This window comes from Hydrogenophaga sp., assembly GCF_018780385.1.
GTDB lineage: Bacteria > Pseudomonadota > Gammaproteobacteria > Burkholderiales > Burkholderiaceae_C > Hydrogenophaga.
Window position 1 is genome coordinate 1 of record NZ_JADMJO010000060.1, and the last position, 15,989, is coordinate 15,989.

The following is a 15,989-nucleotide window of genomic DNA, read 5'->3' on the forward strand; positions in this document are numbered from 1 at the left end:
CCATCGTCTGCGTCTGCGTGCCCATGCCCGGCGTGGCGGCGGACGCGGCGCTGCAAGCTGAACTGTCTCAAGCGGTTGTCCATGGCATGGGCGCCTCCTACCGACCCAGACAGGTGCTGCTGGTCAGCGACCTGCCCAAAACACGCAACATGAAAATCATGCGTCGCGTCGTGCGGGCCGTGTACCGGGGCGACGGTCCGGGCGACCTGTCCTCGCTGGTCAACCCGGAGGCGGTGACCGAGCTGCAGGGCAAGCTGGCAGGGTAGTGGCTGGGCTGGCGAGGCCGCTCGCCCGCTAAACCGACCGTACAAAATCGGCAATAGACGCGTCTGAAGCCAGCACGCTATTGCCGATCAATGCGTTCCAGTGCGCTTCCGAGCCATGGGCAATGCGCCATTCATGCAAACGCCGGGTCAGCAATTGCAGATCGTATTCTTCGGCAATGCCAATGGCACCGTGCAGCGCGTGGGCAATGGAGGCAACCAGCACCGCCGCCTCGCTGGTGCGGGATTTGGCCATGGCAGCGGCGAGCAAGGAGGGCGTGGTCGTGTCGGTACGGAACGCTGCTTCGGCGGCTATCGAGGCAGCAGCCACATGTTCGGCCATGACGCTCAACTGGTGCTGCACCGCCTGGAACTTGCCCAGGGTTTTGCCGAACTGGATGCGGTCATTGCAGAATTGGAGTGTCATTTCGAAGACCCGTGTCATGGCCCCGCTGAGCAGGGCGGCGTGCAAGGCCGCGGCGAATGTCGGCAGCAGTGGGCCAGCGCCGGGCACGTGCGTCGCGATGCGCTCATCGGGCCAGCGCAGGTTGGCGGCAAGGCTCCCATGCACGCCGCTTGCTTCACGCTGCGCCGCTGCGCAAGGCAGCAGCAACAAGGCATCACCATCTTGGGCCAGCACGAAATCGGCCACCCGGCCGTAAGGTGTGAATGAGCACACGATGGCGCCATCGGCCTCGCGCCGCAACGCAGCGCCCAGCGTAATCATGCCGTTGGGCATCGCAAACTGCGACCCCAGCAGCGCTCGCGCCACAATCGTCTGAGCCACCGGCACCGGCACCGTGTAGCGGCCGAAGCTGCACAGTATCGGGAACAGATCGGCCAGCGGGAGGCCGGCACCGCCAGCGTCCTCGGACGCCAGCAGTTCGAGGAAGCCGGCGCCTTGCAGCGCCTGCCACAGCGCAGCGGTCGAGCCGCCCGCCTCAATCGCGCGCACCACGGCGGGCGTGCACTGATCCTCGAGGATATCTTCAATCGCTTGTGCAAACATGGAATGCTCTCGTTTTCAACGCAGGCCCAGACCGCGCGCGATCATGCCGCGCAGGATCTCGCGCGTGCCGCCGCGCAGGGAATAGGTGGGCGCAATCTGGCTTACATAAGCCACGGCGCGGTACAACTCGGCATCGACCAGGGCGTCCGGGTCCATAGCGATGGCGGCTCCGATCACGGCGGGAATGCTCTGCTCGAATTCGGTGCCTATATCCTTTACCAAGGCCGCTTCGACCAACGGGCTTTCCCCGTTGACGAGCTTGGCCGTGACGGCGATCGACATGTTGCGCAGCGTGGCCAGGTGCGTGGCGAAACGCCCGATGGTGGCGGCATGGGCCGAGACCGCCGGTGTATTGCGCAGGCAGGTGATCCAGTGCTCCAGCAGCACGATGCTGGAGTACACCCGCTCCGGGCCGCTGCGCTCGAAGGCCAGTTCGGCATTGACTTGCGCCCAGCCGCTGCCTTCATTGCCGATCAGCGCGTCGTCGGCCAGTAGCACGTTGTCGAAAAACACTTCTGAGAAATGCGCGTCCCCCGTTAGATCCCGGATCGGGCGCACCGTCACGCCGGGCAATGCCAAGTCGACAATGAACTGCGACAGGCCCTTTTGCCGATCCTGCGACTCGCCCGACGAGCGCACCAGCGCGATCATGTAGTGGCAGTGCTGCGCATTGGTGGTCCATATCTTGTGGCCGTTCAAACGCCAGCCACCTTCGCAGCGGCTGGCCCGTGTGCCAACGCTGGCGAGGTCGGAGCCGGCATTGGGCTCGCTCATGCCGATACAAAAGAAGGCCTCGGCGGCACAAATTTTGGGCAGATAGAACTGGCGTTGCGCCTCGGTTCCGAACTTGAGGATCTGGGGCCCGCTCTGGCGGTCGGCGATCCAGTGTGCGGAAACCGGGGCACCGGCGGCCAGCAGTTCTTCCACCAGCACGAAGCGCGAGAAGGCGTCCAGGCTGGCGCCACCGTATTGCGCTGGCAAGGTCACGCCGACCCAGCCCCGTGCGGCCAGCTTCTTGCTGAAAGCGGCATTGAAACCCATCCATGAACGGGCCCGGATGTCGGCGGGCATTGGCTCAAAGCTGGATTGGAGAAAGGCCTTTACCTCGGCGCGAAATGAATTCGTCCCGGCGGGCAGGGCGGCGAACCGGAAAGCGGACAGCAGGTTGTTCAAGAAATTTTCCTCCGAGGGGTTCATTCACCGCCGAGTTGAGGCGCCGCCCCAGGCGATACATCAGATCGGGCTGCGCTCCACCAGCTGGGCGGAAATGATCAGGCGCTGCAATTCGTTGGTGCCTTCGCCAATGCACAGCAGAGGCGCGTCTCGGTAGTAGCGCTCGACGTTCATTTCCTTCGAGTAGCCATAAGCCCCGTGGATGCGCAAGGCCTCCATCGAGTTCTCGACCGCCGCTTCGCTGGCGAACAGCTTGGCCATGCCGGCTTCCATGTCGCAACGCTGGCCAGCGTCATAAGCCCGCGCGGCCTGTTCAACCAGCAGACGCGCCGCCTCCGCCCGAGTGGCCATGTCGGCCAGCTTGAGCTGGATCGCCTGGTGTTCGCAGATCGGCTTGCCGAAGGTGCGACGCAGTTGGGCATAGGCTACCGACTCCTCCAGGCAGGCGCGCGCCACACCCACGCCGCGCGCAGCCACATTGATGCGCCCAAGTTCCAGTCCGCCCATCACGTGCTTGAAACCCTGTCCTTCCACGCCACCGACCAGGTTGGCGGCCGACACGCGAAAGTTGTCGAACACCAGCTCGGCGCTGTCGATGCCCTTGTAACCGAGCTTTTCGAGCTTGCGAGTGGACGTGAAGCCGGGGCCTTTTTCGCAGATGAACAGGCTCATGCCGCGATGGCGCGGTTGCGCTGCGGGGTCGGTCTTGACCAGCACGGCAAAGGCCTGGCCATGGACGCCGTTGGAGATCCAGGTCTTGGTGCCGTTGATGACGTAGTGGTCGCCGTCGCGGCGCGCCACCGTGCGCACCGCCTGCAAGTCGGTGCCGCAGTCGGGCTCGGTCAGCGCCAGCCCGCCGCGCAGTTCGCCGCTGGCAAAGCGCGGCAGGAAACACTGACGCTGCGCCTCGGTGCCGTTGCGCTGCACGCAGGCGGCCATGATGAGGTGCGAGTTGATGATGCCCGAAACCGACATCCATACCCGCGCGATGCGCTCCACGACCTTGGCATAGGTGCTGGCCGACAGGCCGAGGCCGCCATATTCCTCGCGGATGATGCAGCCGAACAGGCCCATCTCGCGCATGCCGGCCACAATGTCGGCCGGCCATTCGTCGGCGTGCTCGAGCCGCTGCGCCACCGGCTTGATCTCGCGGTCGACAAAGCGCTCGACGGCGTCGAGCACCAGAGTTTCTTTTTCCGCATCAAAGGCGATGGGCGGGCTGGTAGTCATTAAAGGGATCCGGAGGTGTTGGAATGGGTCAGGGTATGCGCCAGAGTGGCGGCGTCTTCGGCGCGATCGGCCGACAGCAGCGCATCGCGCAGGCGCAGCGCCTGATCGCGCGGCAATGCCAGTAGTGCATTGCCCATGAATTTGGCCTCGATGTCAGCGGCCGTGATCGGCCGGCCCGGTGCGCCGCGGTGCGCTGACTCGCGCCAGCGCAGCTCGCGCCCGTCGTGCGTGCGCACGCGCAGTTCGCCGGAAAAGAAGGTGGGGTAATCGGCATCGGGGTCGGCCGCGTGTTCGATGCGGTCAGCCAGCGCCTGCACCTGCGGGTCGCTCAGGTTGGCGGCATCCAGTTCGGCCAGCCCCAGCTCGCCGCGCAGCAGGGCCAGCGCGACCAGGTGGTGAATGCTGAACTGCGATTCATAGACGTTGGCCGGTCGTCGCTTGGCCGCCACCGGCTCGCACACCACCGGGTGCACCCCTGGCGGCAGCAGCACCTGCACCGATGCCACCTCCTCGGCACGCAGCCCCGTCGCCCGCAGCGCCAGCGCGGCATCGATGCTGGCGTGCGTGAAGTGGCAGGTTGGGTACAGCTTTACCGCCACTTCGAGCAGCTCCCAGCGCTCGCCCAAGCCGCGCGTGCACAACGACAAATCGGCCAACAAGCCGCGCGCGGCCAAGTGACTGGCGTACAGACCAAAGCGCCCTTCATAAGGCTGTGAAGGCCCCCGAAAACCGGCACCGGCCAGCGCCGTGGCGGTCAGCCCGCTGACACCGGCCCAGCCCGGGTGCATGCGCTTGGTCCAGGCGCCGTCGCTCAGAAATTCCATGCTACCGGATGCCATCGACAGCACCACGCCTTGCGCATGCTCCAGGCCCACCTGATCCAGCCCCATCAGCTTGCCGGCCGCCAGCGCGCACCCAAAAGCTCCCACCAGGCCGGTCGGATGAAAGCCAACGTCGTGGAAGCCGCCCCCGGCCGCCGCACCCAGACGGGCAGCAACCTCAATCGCGAGCACATAGGCCGTGATCATCTCGGCCCCCGTGGCATGCCGTTGCGCTGCCAGACCCAGCGCCAACGGAAAGGCGCTGGCACTGGGGTGTGTGATCGCGCCGGGGTGGGTGTCGTCGAAGTCCAGCCCGTGGACCAGGATGCCATTCATCAGCACCGCATCGCGCAGCGGCAGGGGTGCAAAGGCGCCCATGACGGCGCTGTCACCCGCGCCGCCCAGGGCGCGCAAGCCGCGGTAAGCGCAGTGCGCGAAGTCGTGCTGAGACGAGGCCAGGGCGATGCCCAGAGCGTCGAGCATCAGCAGCTTGGCCTGTTCCACCACGACTGCGGGCAACATGCCAGGCTTGAGACCGTGTGCAAAGGCGGCCAACTGGGTGGCAATGTTGTCGGTCGCGGGGTTTGTCGTGTCGGTTGGCACAGGGATTTTCCTTCTTTCTTGATGCGATCAAACGGCCGGGCCGGCGTCCAGCATGGCCAATGAAAGGGTGTACTGCTCTTGCAACTCGCTGACCCCATTGACGCTGCCCCCGACTGGCCGCAGCAAGCCGTCGCGCAGGCCGTAAACCAGCCCGTGCACCTCGACTTGCTGCCCGCGCTCCCAGGCGCGGCGCAGGGTGGTGGTGCGACACACGTTGCTGACCTGCTCAATCACGTTCATCTCGCAAAGCCGCGCCGCGCGCTCGTCAACGCCGGAAATGCCGTCGAGCCGATCAATGTGTTTCCGCGCCACGTCCTCCAGATGGCGCAGCCAGTTCTCGGCCAGACCGGTGCGGCGCTGTTCTATCACCGCCTGCACGCCGCCGCAGCCGTAGTGACCCACCACGAGAACATGCTCGACTTTCAACACCTCGACCGCATACTGCAGCACCGTCAGGCAGTTCAGGTCGGAGTGCACCACCAGGTTGCCGACGTTGCGGTGCACGAACACCTCGCCAGGCCGCAGCCCCAGGATTTCGTTGGCCGGTACCCGGCTGTCGGAACAGCCGATCCACAGGTAGCGCGGCATCTGCTGGTGCGCCAGTCGCTCGAAGTACTGCGGATCTTCCGCAGCGCAGCGCGCCGACCAGGCACGGTTGTTCTCCAAAAGAGGGGCCAGGCTGGAGATGGCATCTCCCCGCAGCGACATCAACGCCCTTTCCACACCGGCCTGCGCTTCTCGGCGAAGGCACGCGGACCCTCCTGCGCGTCCTCGCTGGCGTAGGCGGCGCGGTAGATGTTGTGGGCCAGCGCCATGCCGGCCTCGCAACCGGCGCTCATCGCCGTCATGATCGATTCCTTGCCCGCCATCACCGACAGCGGCGCGTTGTCGCGGATGCGTTCGGCCAGCGCGGTGGCGCGAGCGCGCACCGCATCTGCCGTGTCTTCCAGGTAGTTGATGAAACCCAGCCCATGGAAGGTTTCGATCGGATACAGGTCGCCGGTCAGCACCATTTCCATCAGCAGCGGCTGCGGCAGCATCCACAGCAGCGGAATGGCCCAGGGGCTGCCGCGTCCGGCGATGCGCGTCTCGGTAATGCCGACTTGCGTGCCCTTGAGGCCCACGCGCAAATCCGAGTTCAGGCTCAGCATCATGCCGCCGGCAATCAGGTGCCCGGTCATGGCCGCGATGATGGGCTTGACCACGCGGCGCTGGCGGCCGTGAAACGGGTCCTTCATCTTGGTCAGGATGTCCACGCCCTCGTCCTTCTTGACACGTGAAGCCTCGCGAAGGTCGAGCCCGGCGCAGAAAGTGCCGCAGTCGGCAGAAGTCAGGATGGCCACGCGCACGTTTTTATCGGCATCGACTTCACCCCACAGATCGTGCAGCCGGTTGGCGGCGACCGGTGACAGCGCGTTACGCATCTCGGGGCGGTTGATCTTGACGGTGGCGATGCCATCGCGCACGTCATACAAAACGGTTTCTGCTTCACTCATATTTTATCTCCAGGTAAAAGATTGCTTGGCTTGCACATGCGGCCGCTGGCTTGTCAGTGCCCTAGTCGCGTGGCTCACGACATTGAATGATTGTCATTGGCCGTCTCGGCCACGTCGTTTTAGCGGTTGGTAACACGAGGTTTGCAGAGATGGGCGCGCATGCTGGATTTACCGCCTCTTATTCCGCGGTGCCCTCGGACTCAACCACGGCCACCACCAGGCCGCGCTCGACCATTTGTCCGGTCTGCACCGACAGCGAGCGCACCACCCCATCGTGGTCGGCATTGATGCGCAGCTCCATCTTCATCGACTCCATCGTTGCCACCACGTCGCCGGAACGTACGCGCTCGCCAACCGCCACATGGATCTTCAGGATCATCCCCATCATCGGCGTGCGCAACTGGTCGCTGGTCTGGCGGCCGGTGATGGCCTGGTTGAGGTAAGAGGTCACGCCGATGGCGTGGGCAGTGCCGCCGCTCTGCACAAACACGGTATCGACGCTGCGCACGATGGTCAGCACCTCATGTCGATCCCCCATGCGCAAACGCCAATTGCCCCCGGCGATGGCGGTCAGTGCCAAGCGGACTCGTTCGGTGCCGATTTGCACCGTCACCTCGGACTCGGGCGAGACGGCGCCGAACCGGGCCTCGTGCGTTGTGCCGCCCGAGCGCAGCAACAGCGCCGGAACCGGCGTGAGCCGATCGTCGCCGGCGTGCATCTGCCAACCCGTCACGTCCAGGGCCGACCAGGCGCCGAATTGATTGCCGTTGCACCGCGCGTCGAGCAACCACCAAGCCGCTGCAGCGGCCAGCCGCTCCAGCGGCGCACTGCTCGCGCCCTGACTCCCCTCGGCCAGCACCTCGTCAATCAGACGGGTGTGGAAGCTGGCGTCGCGCGTGGCGGGCAGGGCCAGCAGGCGCTGCAGAAAGGCGCAGTTGGTTTCGACGCCGTGCACCTGGGTTTCGCCCAGCGCCCCACTCAGACGGTCCAGCGCCGCCTCGCGCGTGGGCGCATGCGCAATCAGCTTGGCCAGCATCGAGTCGTAGTACGGCGTGACCGCCATGCCGGCGCGCACACCCGATTCAACCCGCACGCCAGAAGTCGGGAACCGAACAGCGATCAGTTCACCGGTGGAGGGCAGGAAATTTTGTGCTGAATCTTCAGCGCAGACCCGCGCCTCAATCGCGTGGCCGCGCACCTGCACTTCGCTCTGGCGCAAGGGCAAGCCCTCGCCGGCGGCAATGCGCAGCATGATTTCGACCACATCCAGCCCGGTCACCTCCTCGGTCACCGGATGCTCGACTTGCAGCCGTGGATTGACTTCGAGAAAGTGGTGATTGTCGCCCTGCACGATGAATTCCACCGTGCCGACACCGCGATAGCGCAGCCGCTGTCCCAAGCGCACCGCGTCACCGAGCATCGCCTCGCGCAGCGCCGGGGCGAGGTTCACCGCTGGAGCCTCTTCGATGACTTTCTGATGGCGCCGCTGCAGCGTGCATTCGCGCTCGAACAAGTGAATCACTTCGCCATGGCCGTCGCCGACGATCTGCACCTCGATGTGGCGCCCGCGCTCGACAAAGGCTTCGACGATCAACGCAGTGTCGCCAAAGGAACTCCCGGCCTCGCGCATGGCCGCCTCGATGGTCTCCATCAACCCGTCCAACTGCTGCACCACCCGCATGCCCTTGCCGCCGCCACCGGCGGCCGCCTTCAGAATCACCGGTAGCGGTAGTCCGCGCACGGTGGCCGCCACTTCGGCCGCATCGCGGCTCGGCAGCTCGCTGCCGCCGAGCACGGCCACGCCAGCGGCGCGGGCCTCGCGCTTGGCCGACGCCTTGTCGCCCAGGCGCTCAATGACCTCGGGCGTCGGGCCGACGAAGACGAGGCCGGCTGCCTCGACCGCGCGCGCGAAGACCGCGTTTTCGGCCAGAAAGCCAAAACCAGGATGAATGGCCTGCGACCCGGTCCGCCGGGCCGCATCAATGACCGCATCGATGCGCAGGTAGCTCTCGGCCGGCGCTGCCCCACCGATTTCGATCGACTCGCCGATCAGGTCAACGTGCAGCGCATCGCGATCAGCACTCGAATGCACACCGGCCACCGCAATACCGAGGCGCCGGCAGGTGCGTGCGATGCGGCAGGCGATTTCGCCGCGGTTGGCGATCAGGATTTTTTTGAACATGTCAGAGTCCGCTCCAGCGCGGTGGGCGCTTTTCATTGAAGGCCTTCACGCCCTCCAGCCTGTCGGCCGAGGACACCAGCACGTTGTAGGCGGCGACGTCGAGCATGTAGCCGCTGTGGAAGTCAATCTCGCCGCCGCACGATGCGGCGAGTTTGGCGTAGTGGGTGGCCATCGGTGCGGCCAGCACGATGTCGCGCGCGTCGGCGACTGCGGCGGCCAGCGCCGTACCCGGCTCGGCTAGGTCGGTGACCATGCCCCATTCGGCGGCTTCTCCGGCCGAGAAGCGGCGCGCGGTGAACAGCAGCTTCTTGGCGCGCCGCGCGCCGACGGCGCGCACGAGGTTCTGGATACCGCCGCCGCCGGGCATGATGCCGCGCCGCAGCTCGGGCAGCGAAAATACCGCAGCGCGCGAAGCGACGATGTAGTCACACATCAACGCCAGTTCGCAGCCGCCGCCATGCGCGTGGCCTTCGACGGCGGCGATCACCGGTTGCGGGAAATCCTTGACAGCCAGCAACACCTCTTCGGCGAGCTGGTGTTGGCGCCGCCATTGACCGTCGGTCATACCGTCGCGCTGCTTGAGGTCTCCGCCGGCCGAGAAGGCACGCTCACCGGCGCCGGTGATGATCAGCACACGCAGGCCGTCGTCGAAGGCCAGTTCGTGCAGGGCGTTGCGCAGGTCGATGAACATCTGCGTGTTCATCGCGTTCATCACCTCGGGGCGGTTGAGCACCAGGGTGCGGATGCCATCAGCAAGCTCGGTGCCGGGCGCGGCTTCAACGCGTAGTGTCGTGTAGTCCATGGTGCTTCAGTAAGAGCGGGGCATGCCCAGCAGGTGCTCGGCCACCTGCGCCAGCACCAGGTTGTTGGAGATCGGCGCGGTGCGGAACAGCCGGCTCTCCTTCCATTTGCGCTCGATGTCGTATTCGCAGGCCACGCCGTAGCCGCCGAAGGTGGTCATGGCCGCCTCGGCGGCTTCCCAAGCCGCCTCGCTGGCCAGGTACTTGACCATCGTCGCCTCGCGCCCGCAGGGCAGGCTGGCGTCGAACAGCGTCGCTGCCTTGTTGCGCATCAGTTCGGCAGCCTCGATGTTCATGTGGGCGCGCGCGATCGGGAACTGCACGCCCTGGTTGGCGCCGATCGGGCGGTCGAAGACGACACGCTCGCTGCCGTAGCGCGCGGCCTTGCCGACGAACCAGTGGCCGTCGCCGATGGCCTCGCTGGCCACCAGCAGACGCTCGGAATGCAGCGAATCCAGCAGGTAGTGAAAGCCCTTGCCTTCCTCGCCGATGCGGTCGTCGTCGGTGAGCTCCAGGTTGTCGATGAAGACCTGGAAGGTGTGGTGATTGATCATCGTGCGAATCGGCGTGGCCTTCAGCGACGCGCCGGCCTTCGCTATGTCGATCAGGAACAGGCTAAGGCCATCGGTCTTCTTCTTCACCGCGTCGGTCGGCGTGGTGCGCGCGATCAGAAGGTACATGTGCGAGTGGCTGTAGCGCGAAGTCCAGATCTTCTGGCCGTTGACGACGTAGCCACTTGGCACCTTGCGCGCGAATGTCTTGATCGCCAGCGTGTTGGAGCCCGCGTCGGGCTCGGTCACGCCGAAGGCCTGCAGCCGCAGGCTACCGTCGGCGATGCGCGGGAGCGTCGCGCGCTTCTGCGCTTCGCTGCCATGGCGCAGGATCGACGCCATCGTGTACATCTGCGCATGGCAGTGCACCGCGCTACCGCCGTTCTGGTTGATCTCCTGCAGGATCAGGCAGGCGTCGAGCAGGGGCAGCCCGGCGCCGCCGTATTCCTCCGGAATCAGCGCGGCCAGCCAGCCGGCCTTGGCCATCGCGTCGACGAAGGCTTCCGGATAGGCGCCGTCCTGGGCGCACTGGCGCCAGTACTCGGGGCCGAAGCCCTTGCACAGCTCCTTGACGGCGGCGCGGATCTGACCCTGGGTCTCGGTGTAGTCGAAGTTCATGGGGATCTCGGCCTTGTCTCTGTCAATCGACGACGCGTTGCTGTCGCAGCGCCGCCAGTTCATCGGCATGCAGGCCCAGCGCCGTCAACACCTCGTCGGTGTTCCCGCCCAGCACTGGCGGCGGCGGGCCGCTGCGCCCGCGACGGCCCTGCGAACTGATGGGCAGGCCCATCGTCTGGTGTTGCGGTGCGCCCGGCAGCGGCAGCGCGCCCAGCATGCCGACCGCTTGCACCTGTTCGTGCGCCAGCATCTGGGCCACGTCGTGCATCTCGCTGCAGGGCGCACCGGCCGCTCGCAGCGCCGCCGCGCAGTCTGCGGTGCTGCGCTGCCGGGTGCGCGCCTCGAGCTCGGCGTGCAGCGCCTTGCGGTGGCCGATGCGCGCCGACATGTCGATGAAGCGCGGATCCTGCGCCAGCTCTGGACAAGCCAGCGCGCTGCAGATGCGGCCAAACAGCCGGTCGGTGGCCGCAGCGATGAAGACCTTGCCGTCGGCGCTGTCGAAGAGCTCGTAGGGCGCCATCATCGCCATCGCCGAACCCATCTTGCGCGGTAGGCGCTGGGTGGCCAGATAGTTCGCGACTGGCACCGTCATCCACGACAGCCCGGTCTCGAGCAGGCTGGCGTGCACGCGCATGCCTTCGCCCGTGGTGGCGCGGCGCAGCAGCGCGGCCAGGATCGCCATCGTGGCCCACATGCCGGTGCCCATGTCGATCAGCGACACGCCGACGCGCGCCGGCTCGTCACCTTCGTGGCCGCTGACGCTCATGATGCCGGCGAAGGCCTGCATCAGCGGGTCGTAGCCGGGCAGCGCGCGCATCGGGCCGACCTCGCCGAAGGCGCTGATCGCGCAATACACGAGGCGCGGATTGGTCGGCCGCAGGTGTCCGTCGCCGAGGCCGCGCGCTTCGGCGCTGCCGGGTTTGAGCGAATGCACCAGCACGTCGGCACCGGCCGCCAGGCGCGCGACCAGCTGCTGACCAATCGCGCTGTCGAGGTCAATGCAGACGCTCTTCTTGCTGCGGTTCAGCGCCGCGAAGCCGGTCGAGACGCCGGCCACTTCGGGCGGCTTCCACTGGCGCGCATCGTCGCCGCTGCCCGGGCGTTCGATCTTGATGACCTCGGCGCCGAGGTCGCCGAGGATATGGGTGCAGAACGGGCCGGCCACGTTCTGCGTCAGGTCGAGCACGCGGCAGCCGGAGAGAATGGCTTCGAGCATGTTCAATACTGTGGACTAAAAGATCACATGCGGAACACGCCGAAGTGCGTGTCGCGCGCCGGCACACGGCCCGCCAGCTCCAGCAGCAAAGCCATGGTGTCGCGCGTTTCCAGCGGGTCAATCACCATGTCGCACCACAGATTGGAGGCGTAGTTGTAGGGACTGGAAAAGCTCTCGAACTGCTCGCGTATCGGTTGCTTGAATTGCTCGCGTTCTTCGTCGCTCCAGCTTGTGCCCTCGCGCCGGTGGATGTTCTCGCGCACCAGGCCCAGCGTGGTGGCGGCCTGCTCGGGGCCCATCAGCGCGGCGCGGCCGGTAGGCCACATCATCATCACGTTGGGCTTGAACGGGCGCCCGCACATCGCCAGGTAGGCCGCTGCGTACGAGCCTCCGGTGATCAGCGTGTAGCGCGGCACGTTGGCCGAGGCCATGGCCGTCATGAACTTGGCGCCGTGCTTGGCAATGCCCTGCTGCTCCACCGCTTTGCCGACCATGAAGCCCGACACATCGGCCATGAACAGCAGCGGAATGTCGCGCTGGCAGCACAACTCGATGAAGTGCGCGCCCTTGAGCGCGCTCTCGGAGAAGATCACGCCGTTGTTGGCCAGAATGCCGATCTGGAAACCCTTGATGCGGGCGAAGCCGCAGATCATGGTGTCGCCGTACAGGGGTTTGAACTCCTGTAGTTCGCTGTCGTCGATCAGCCGCAGCAGCACTTCGCGGTTGTCGGTCGGATGCCGGTTGTCGGCGCTGACGATGCCGTAAATCTCGCGCGGGTCATGGCGGGGCGGCAGCGGCGGAACCACGTCCCAGCGTTGCTTGGCCACGGTACCTAGGTTGGCCACGATGCCGCGCACGATGGAGATGGCATGGCCATCGTTCTCGGCCAGATGGTCAGTGACGCCGCTGATGCGGCTGTGCATCTCGCCGCCGCCCAGGGTTTCAATGTCAACCTCTTCCTTGGTGGCGGCATACACCAGTTCGGGCCCGGCGAGGAACATCGCACCCTGGTTGCGCACGATCACCGCCTCGTCGCACAGCGCCGGGAGATAGGCGCCGCCAGCGGTAGAGGGCCCATGCACGGTCGCGATCTGGGTGATGCCCTCGGCCGACATGCGGATCTGGTTGTAGAAAATGGAGCCGAACTGGCCGTCGTCGGGGAAAATATGCGCCTGCTCCGGCAGGTTGGCGCCGCCCGACTGGACCATGGTGATGCACGGCAGCCGGTGCTGCCAGGCGAACATCTGGGCCCGCACATGCTTTTTTGCGGTGATGCCGTAGTAGGTGCCGCCCTTGACCGTGGCATCGTGGATCATCAGCATGCATGCGCGCCCGCACACCAGCCCCACCCCGGTGATGATGCTGCCGCCCGGCGGCACGCCCTCGTACAGGCCGTCGCCGGCAAGCTGCCCGAACTCGAGGAAGGGCGAGCCGGGGTCGAGCACGGCAGCCAGGCGCTCGCGCGGCAGCAACTGCTTGCGCTTCTTGTGCAGCAGGCGCGCCTTTTCGGGGCCGCCGATCAGGGCACGTTCGCGGCGTTCATGCAAGTCGTCAATGCGCAGCTCATAGGCTTCGCGGTTGCGCTGAAATTCGGGCGAGTTCGGCGTGGCGGTGGATGTCATCAAACTCATTTAGGCAGCCCTTCCAGTGACTCGGTATGGGTCGGTCATCAGGCAATCAGGCCACCACACGCAGCGTCGCAAAGCGCTGCAGGTGGTGGTCGGTGCTGCCCAACAGGTTGCAAAAGAGCGTCAGGCGGCGAAAGTAATGGCCGATGTCCAGCTCATCGGTCATGCCAACGCCGCCGTGCAGCTGCACCGCTTGCTGCGCCACATACCGTGCGCGTTCGCCGATGGCCGACTTGGCCGCCGAGACGGCACGCGAGCGGGTGGCCGCATCAGCATGATCGGCATGCAGGGCCGCCATCAACACCAGGGAGCGGCTGGCCTCGACCGCGGCGAACATGTCGACCAGCCGGTGCTGGATGACCTGGAAACTGGCAATCGGCACGTCAAATTGTTTGCGCGTGCCGACGTACTCGCCGGTTTTCCTCAACAGCGCGCCCATGGCACCCAGGGCGTCGGCACAGGCGGCAACAATGCCAAGATCAACCAGGTGCTCGAGCAGTCCCAGGCTTTCGCCTTCCATGCCCAGCAATGCGTCCGGGCCCAGCACGACAGCATCAAGCTGCAGATCACCAGCCCGACTGCCGTCGTAGACCTTGTAGCCCGCCACCTGCACCCCCGGCGTGTGGGCCTCGACCAGAAACAAGCTGATTCCCCGGCGTTCACTGACGGTGCCCGAGGTTCTGGCGGCCACAACAAAGCCGTCGGCCCAGGGCGCGCCCAGCACACCGCTCTTGCGGCCCGACAGCACCCAGCGGCCGCCCTTGGCCATGGCGCTGGTGTGAACATGGGCGAGGTCGTGGCGCGCATCGGCTTCGGTGTGCGCTAGGCTGACAATGCGCTGGCCCGAGACCAGCCCGGGCAGCCAGGTCGCGCGCTGCGCCGCGGTGCCCGCGCGTGCCACCGCCTGCGCGCCGAGCACGGCGCTGACGAGGTAGGGTTCGACCACCAGCGCGGCGCCCAGGGCCTCGGCGACCTGGATCGTCTCGAGCATGCCGCCGCCAAAACCGCCATCGGCCTCGGGCAGTCCGAGCCCAAGCCAGCCGAATTCCCCGAATCGCTGCCAGTGCTCGTGGCTCATGCCGGACGCCGACGCGACGATCTGGTTGCGCGCATCGAAGCGGTATTCGGCGCGCAGAAATTTCTGTGCCGCGTCGCGCAGCATCTTTTGTTCTTCGGAGAGATCAAAGTTCATGACGATCCTTACCGCGTGCCGCCGGCCAGCAGCATCTTGGCCAATACATTCTTTTGCACCTCGTCGCTGCCGCCGTAAATCGTGGCGGCGCGCGAAAAACAGTAGTGCGGCATCGCATGGGCATGGCGTCCGCTTCCAAACTCGCCGCCGTCATGCCAGGGCCAGGCTTGCTCGGCGGCGATCTCGACGCCCAGCTCGGCCAAGGTCTGTTGCACCGCCGTGCCCATGGTCTTGAGCAGCGAGGATTCCGGCCCCGGCGCCTTGCCCGAGGCGGTGGCGGCCAGCACGCGGAAGTTGGTGTGTTCGAGCGCCATCAGTTCGATCTCGGCGCGCGCCAGCTTGAGCCGCATCGCCGCGTCCTCCATCAGCGGTTGGCCACCCGAGCGGCGCTCACCTGCCGCGGCATACAAGTTGGCTAAATGCGCCTTGCAGTCGGCCACGCCGGCGATGCTGGTGCGCTCGTGTGTGAGCAGGTACTTGGCAATGTCCCAACCCTGGCCTTCGCGACCGACCAGGTTTTTTCTGGGCACCCGAACGTCGGTGAGAAACACCTGGTTCAGGTGGTGTTCGCCGTCGATCGAGACAATGGGTTTGACATCGATGCCGGAGCGGTCCATCTCGATCAGCAGGAAGGAGATGCCTTCCTGCTTCTTGCCGGTGTTGGCGGTACGCACCAGGCAGAACATGTGCGTGGCCCAATGAGCATAGGTGGTCCAGATCTTGGAGCCGTTGATGATGTAATCGCTGCCATCGGCCACGGCCGTGGTCTTCAGGCTGGCCAAGTCGGAGCCTGCACCCGGCTCGGAATAGCCCTGGCACCACCAGTCCTCGCAGCGACGGATGCGCGGCAGGTACTGCGCCTTTTGCTCTGGCGTGCCGAAGGCAATCAGCACCGGCCCGAGCATGATGACGCCCATCGACAGCCCCACTGGCGCACTGGCCGCCGCGCGCTCAAGGTCGAAAATATAGCGCTGCGTCGGCGTCCAGCCCGGCCCCCCATGCTCCTTGGGCCAGCCGGTGACCAGCCAGCCCTGGCCATCGAGTCGGCGCTGCCATTGAACGATGTCGTTCTTCTGCAGCATCTCCCCGGTGACGGTCTTGCGCTTGAGATCGGACGGTGTGTGGGCGTTGAACCAAGTGCGAACCTCTTGCTGGAACGCCATGTCTTCCGGGCTGAAATCGATGTCCATCGTGGGCCTTTATGCGT

13 protein-coding genes and 1 pseudogene are annotated in these 15,989 nt (G+C 65.9%); 1 reads left to right on the forward strand and 13 read right to left on the reverse strand.

Annotated elements, in window-relative coordinates; translation table 11 throughout:
- Nucleotides 1–266, forward strand: a pseudogene (locus IV113_RS18080) (AMP-dependent synthetase); the annotation flags it as partial.
- A 28-nt stretch (nucleotides 267–294) separates the two neighbouring features.
- Here IV113_RS18080 and IV113_RS18085 read toward each other — a convergent pair.
- The 13 genes from IV113_RS18085 to IV113_RS18145 form a co-directional block, all read right to left on the reverse strand.
- Nucleotides 295–1,272 carry an acyl-CoA dehydrogenase gene (locus tag IV113_RS18085; RefSeq protein ID WP_056278375.1) on the reverse strand — a complete coding sequence of 326 codons (978 nt, stop codon included), beginning with the start codon at nucleotides 1,270–1,272 and terminating at the stop codon, nucleotides 295–297.
- Between the two features lie 15 nt (nucleotides 1,273–1,287).
- Nucleotides 1,288–2,445 carry an acyl-CoA dehydrogenase family protein gene (locus IV113_RS18090; protein WP_291087785.1) on the reverse strand — a complete coding sequence of 386 codons (1,158 nt, stop codon included), beginning with the start codon at nucleotides 2,443–2,445 and terminating at the stop codon, nucleotides 1,288–1,290.
- 60 nt (nucleotides 2,446–2,505) lie between these two features.
- A complete protein-coding gene (locus tag IV113_RS18095) occupies nucleotides 2,506–3,675 on the reverse strand; it encodes an acyl-CoA dehydrogenase family protein (protein WP_291087787.1) in 1,170 nt (389 codons plus the stop codon).
- On the reverse strand, nucleotides 3,675–5,099 hold the full coding sequence (locus IV113_RS18100) for an MmgE/PrpD family protein (RefSeq protein WP_291087790.1): 1,425 nt from the start codon (nucleotides 5,097–5,099) through the stop codon (nucleotides 3,675–3,677). The genes IV113_RS18095 and IV113_RS18100 overlap by 1 nt, the downstream gene beginning before the upstream one ends.
- 27 nt (nucleotides 5,100–5,126) lie before the next feature.
- Nucleotides 5,127–5,807, reverse strand: coding sequence for a carbonate dehydratase (gene can, locus IV113_RS18105; protein WP_200959413.1), 681 nt, complete (start codon nucleotides 5,805–5,807; stop codon nucleotides 5,127–5,129).
- Nucleotides 5,807–6,595, reverse strand: a complete 789-nt coding sequence (locus tag IV113_RS18110) for an enoyl-CoA hydratase-related protein (RefSeq protein ID WP_291087799.1) — start codon at nucleotides 6,593–6,595, stop codon at nucleotides 5,807–5,809. Before IV113_RS18110 ends, can begins: the two co-directional genes overlap by 1 nt.
- 178 nt (nucleotides 6,596–6,773) lie before the next feature.
- Nucleotides 6,774–8,777, reverse strand: coding sequence for a biotin carboxylase N-terminal domain-containing protein (locus tag IV113_RS18115; protein ID WP_291087802.1), 2,004 nt, complete (start codon nucleotides 8,775–8,777; stop codon nucleotides 6,774–6,776).
- Nucleotide 8,778: 1 nt separating this feature from the next.
- Entirely contained in the window at nucleotides 8,779–9,579 is an 801-nt protein-coding gene (locus IV113_RS18120) for an enoyl-CoA hydratase-related protein (protein WP_291087805.1), read from the reverse strand.
- Between the two features lie 6 nt (nucleotides 9,580–9,585).
- Complete coding sequence (locus tag IV113_RS18125; RefSeq protein ID WP_056278592.1) at nucleotides 9,586–10,746, reverse strand: acyl-CoA dehydrogenase family protein; 1,161 nt, start codon at nucleotides 10,744–10,746, stop codon at nucleotides 9,586–9,588.
- Between the two features lie 22 nt (nucleotides 10,747–10,768).
- Nucleotides 10,769–11,962 (reverse strand): CaiB/BaiF CoA-transferase family protein, encoded by a 1,194-nt coding sequence (locus IV113_RS18130; RefSeq protein WP_291087807.1) that lies wholly within the window; start codon nucleotides 11,960–11,962, stop codon nucleotides 10,769–10,771.
- Nucleotides 11,963–11,985: 23 nt separating this feature from the next.
- Nucleotides 11,986–13,593, reverse strand: a complete 1,608-nt coding sequence (locus tag IV113_RS18135) for a carboxyl transferase domain-containing protein (RefSeq protein WP_056278346.1) — start codon at nucleotides 13,591–13,593, stop codon at nucleotides 11,986–11,988.
- 46 nt (nucleotides 13,594–13,639) lie between these two features.
- Nucleotides 13,640–14,782: an acyl-CoA dehydrogenase family protein gene (locus tag IV113_RS18140; RefSeq protein ID WP_291087811.1), complete on the reverse strand. Its 1,143-nt coding sequence runs from the start codon at nucleotides 14,780–14,782 to the stop codon at nucleotides 13,640–13,642.
- A gap of 8 nt (nucleotides 14,783–14,790) precedes the next feature.
- Nucleotides 14,791–15,972, reverse strand: coding sequence for an acyl-CoA dehydrogenase family protein (locus tag IV113_RS18145; RefSeq protein ID WP_291087814.1), 1,182 nt, complete (start codon nucleotides 15,970–15,972; stop codon nucleotides 14,791–14,793).
- Nucleotides 15,973–15,989 lie beyond the last annotated feature (17 nt).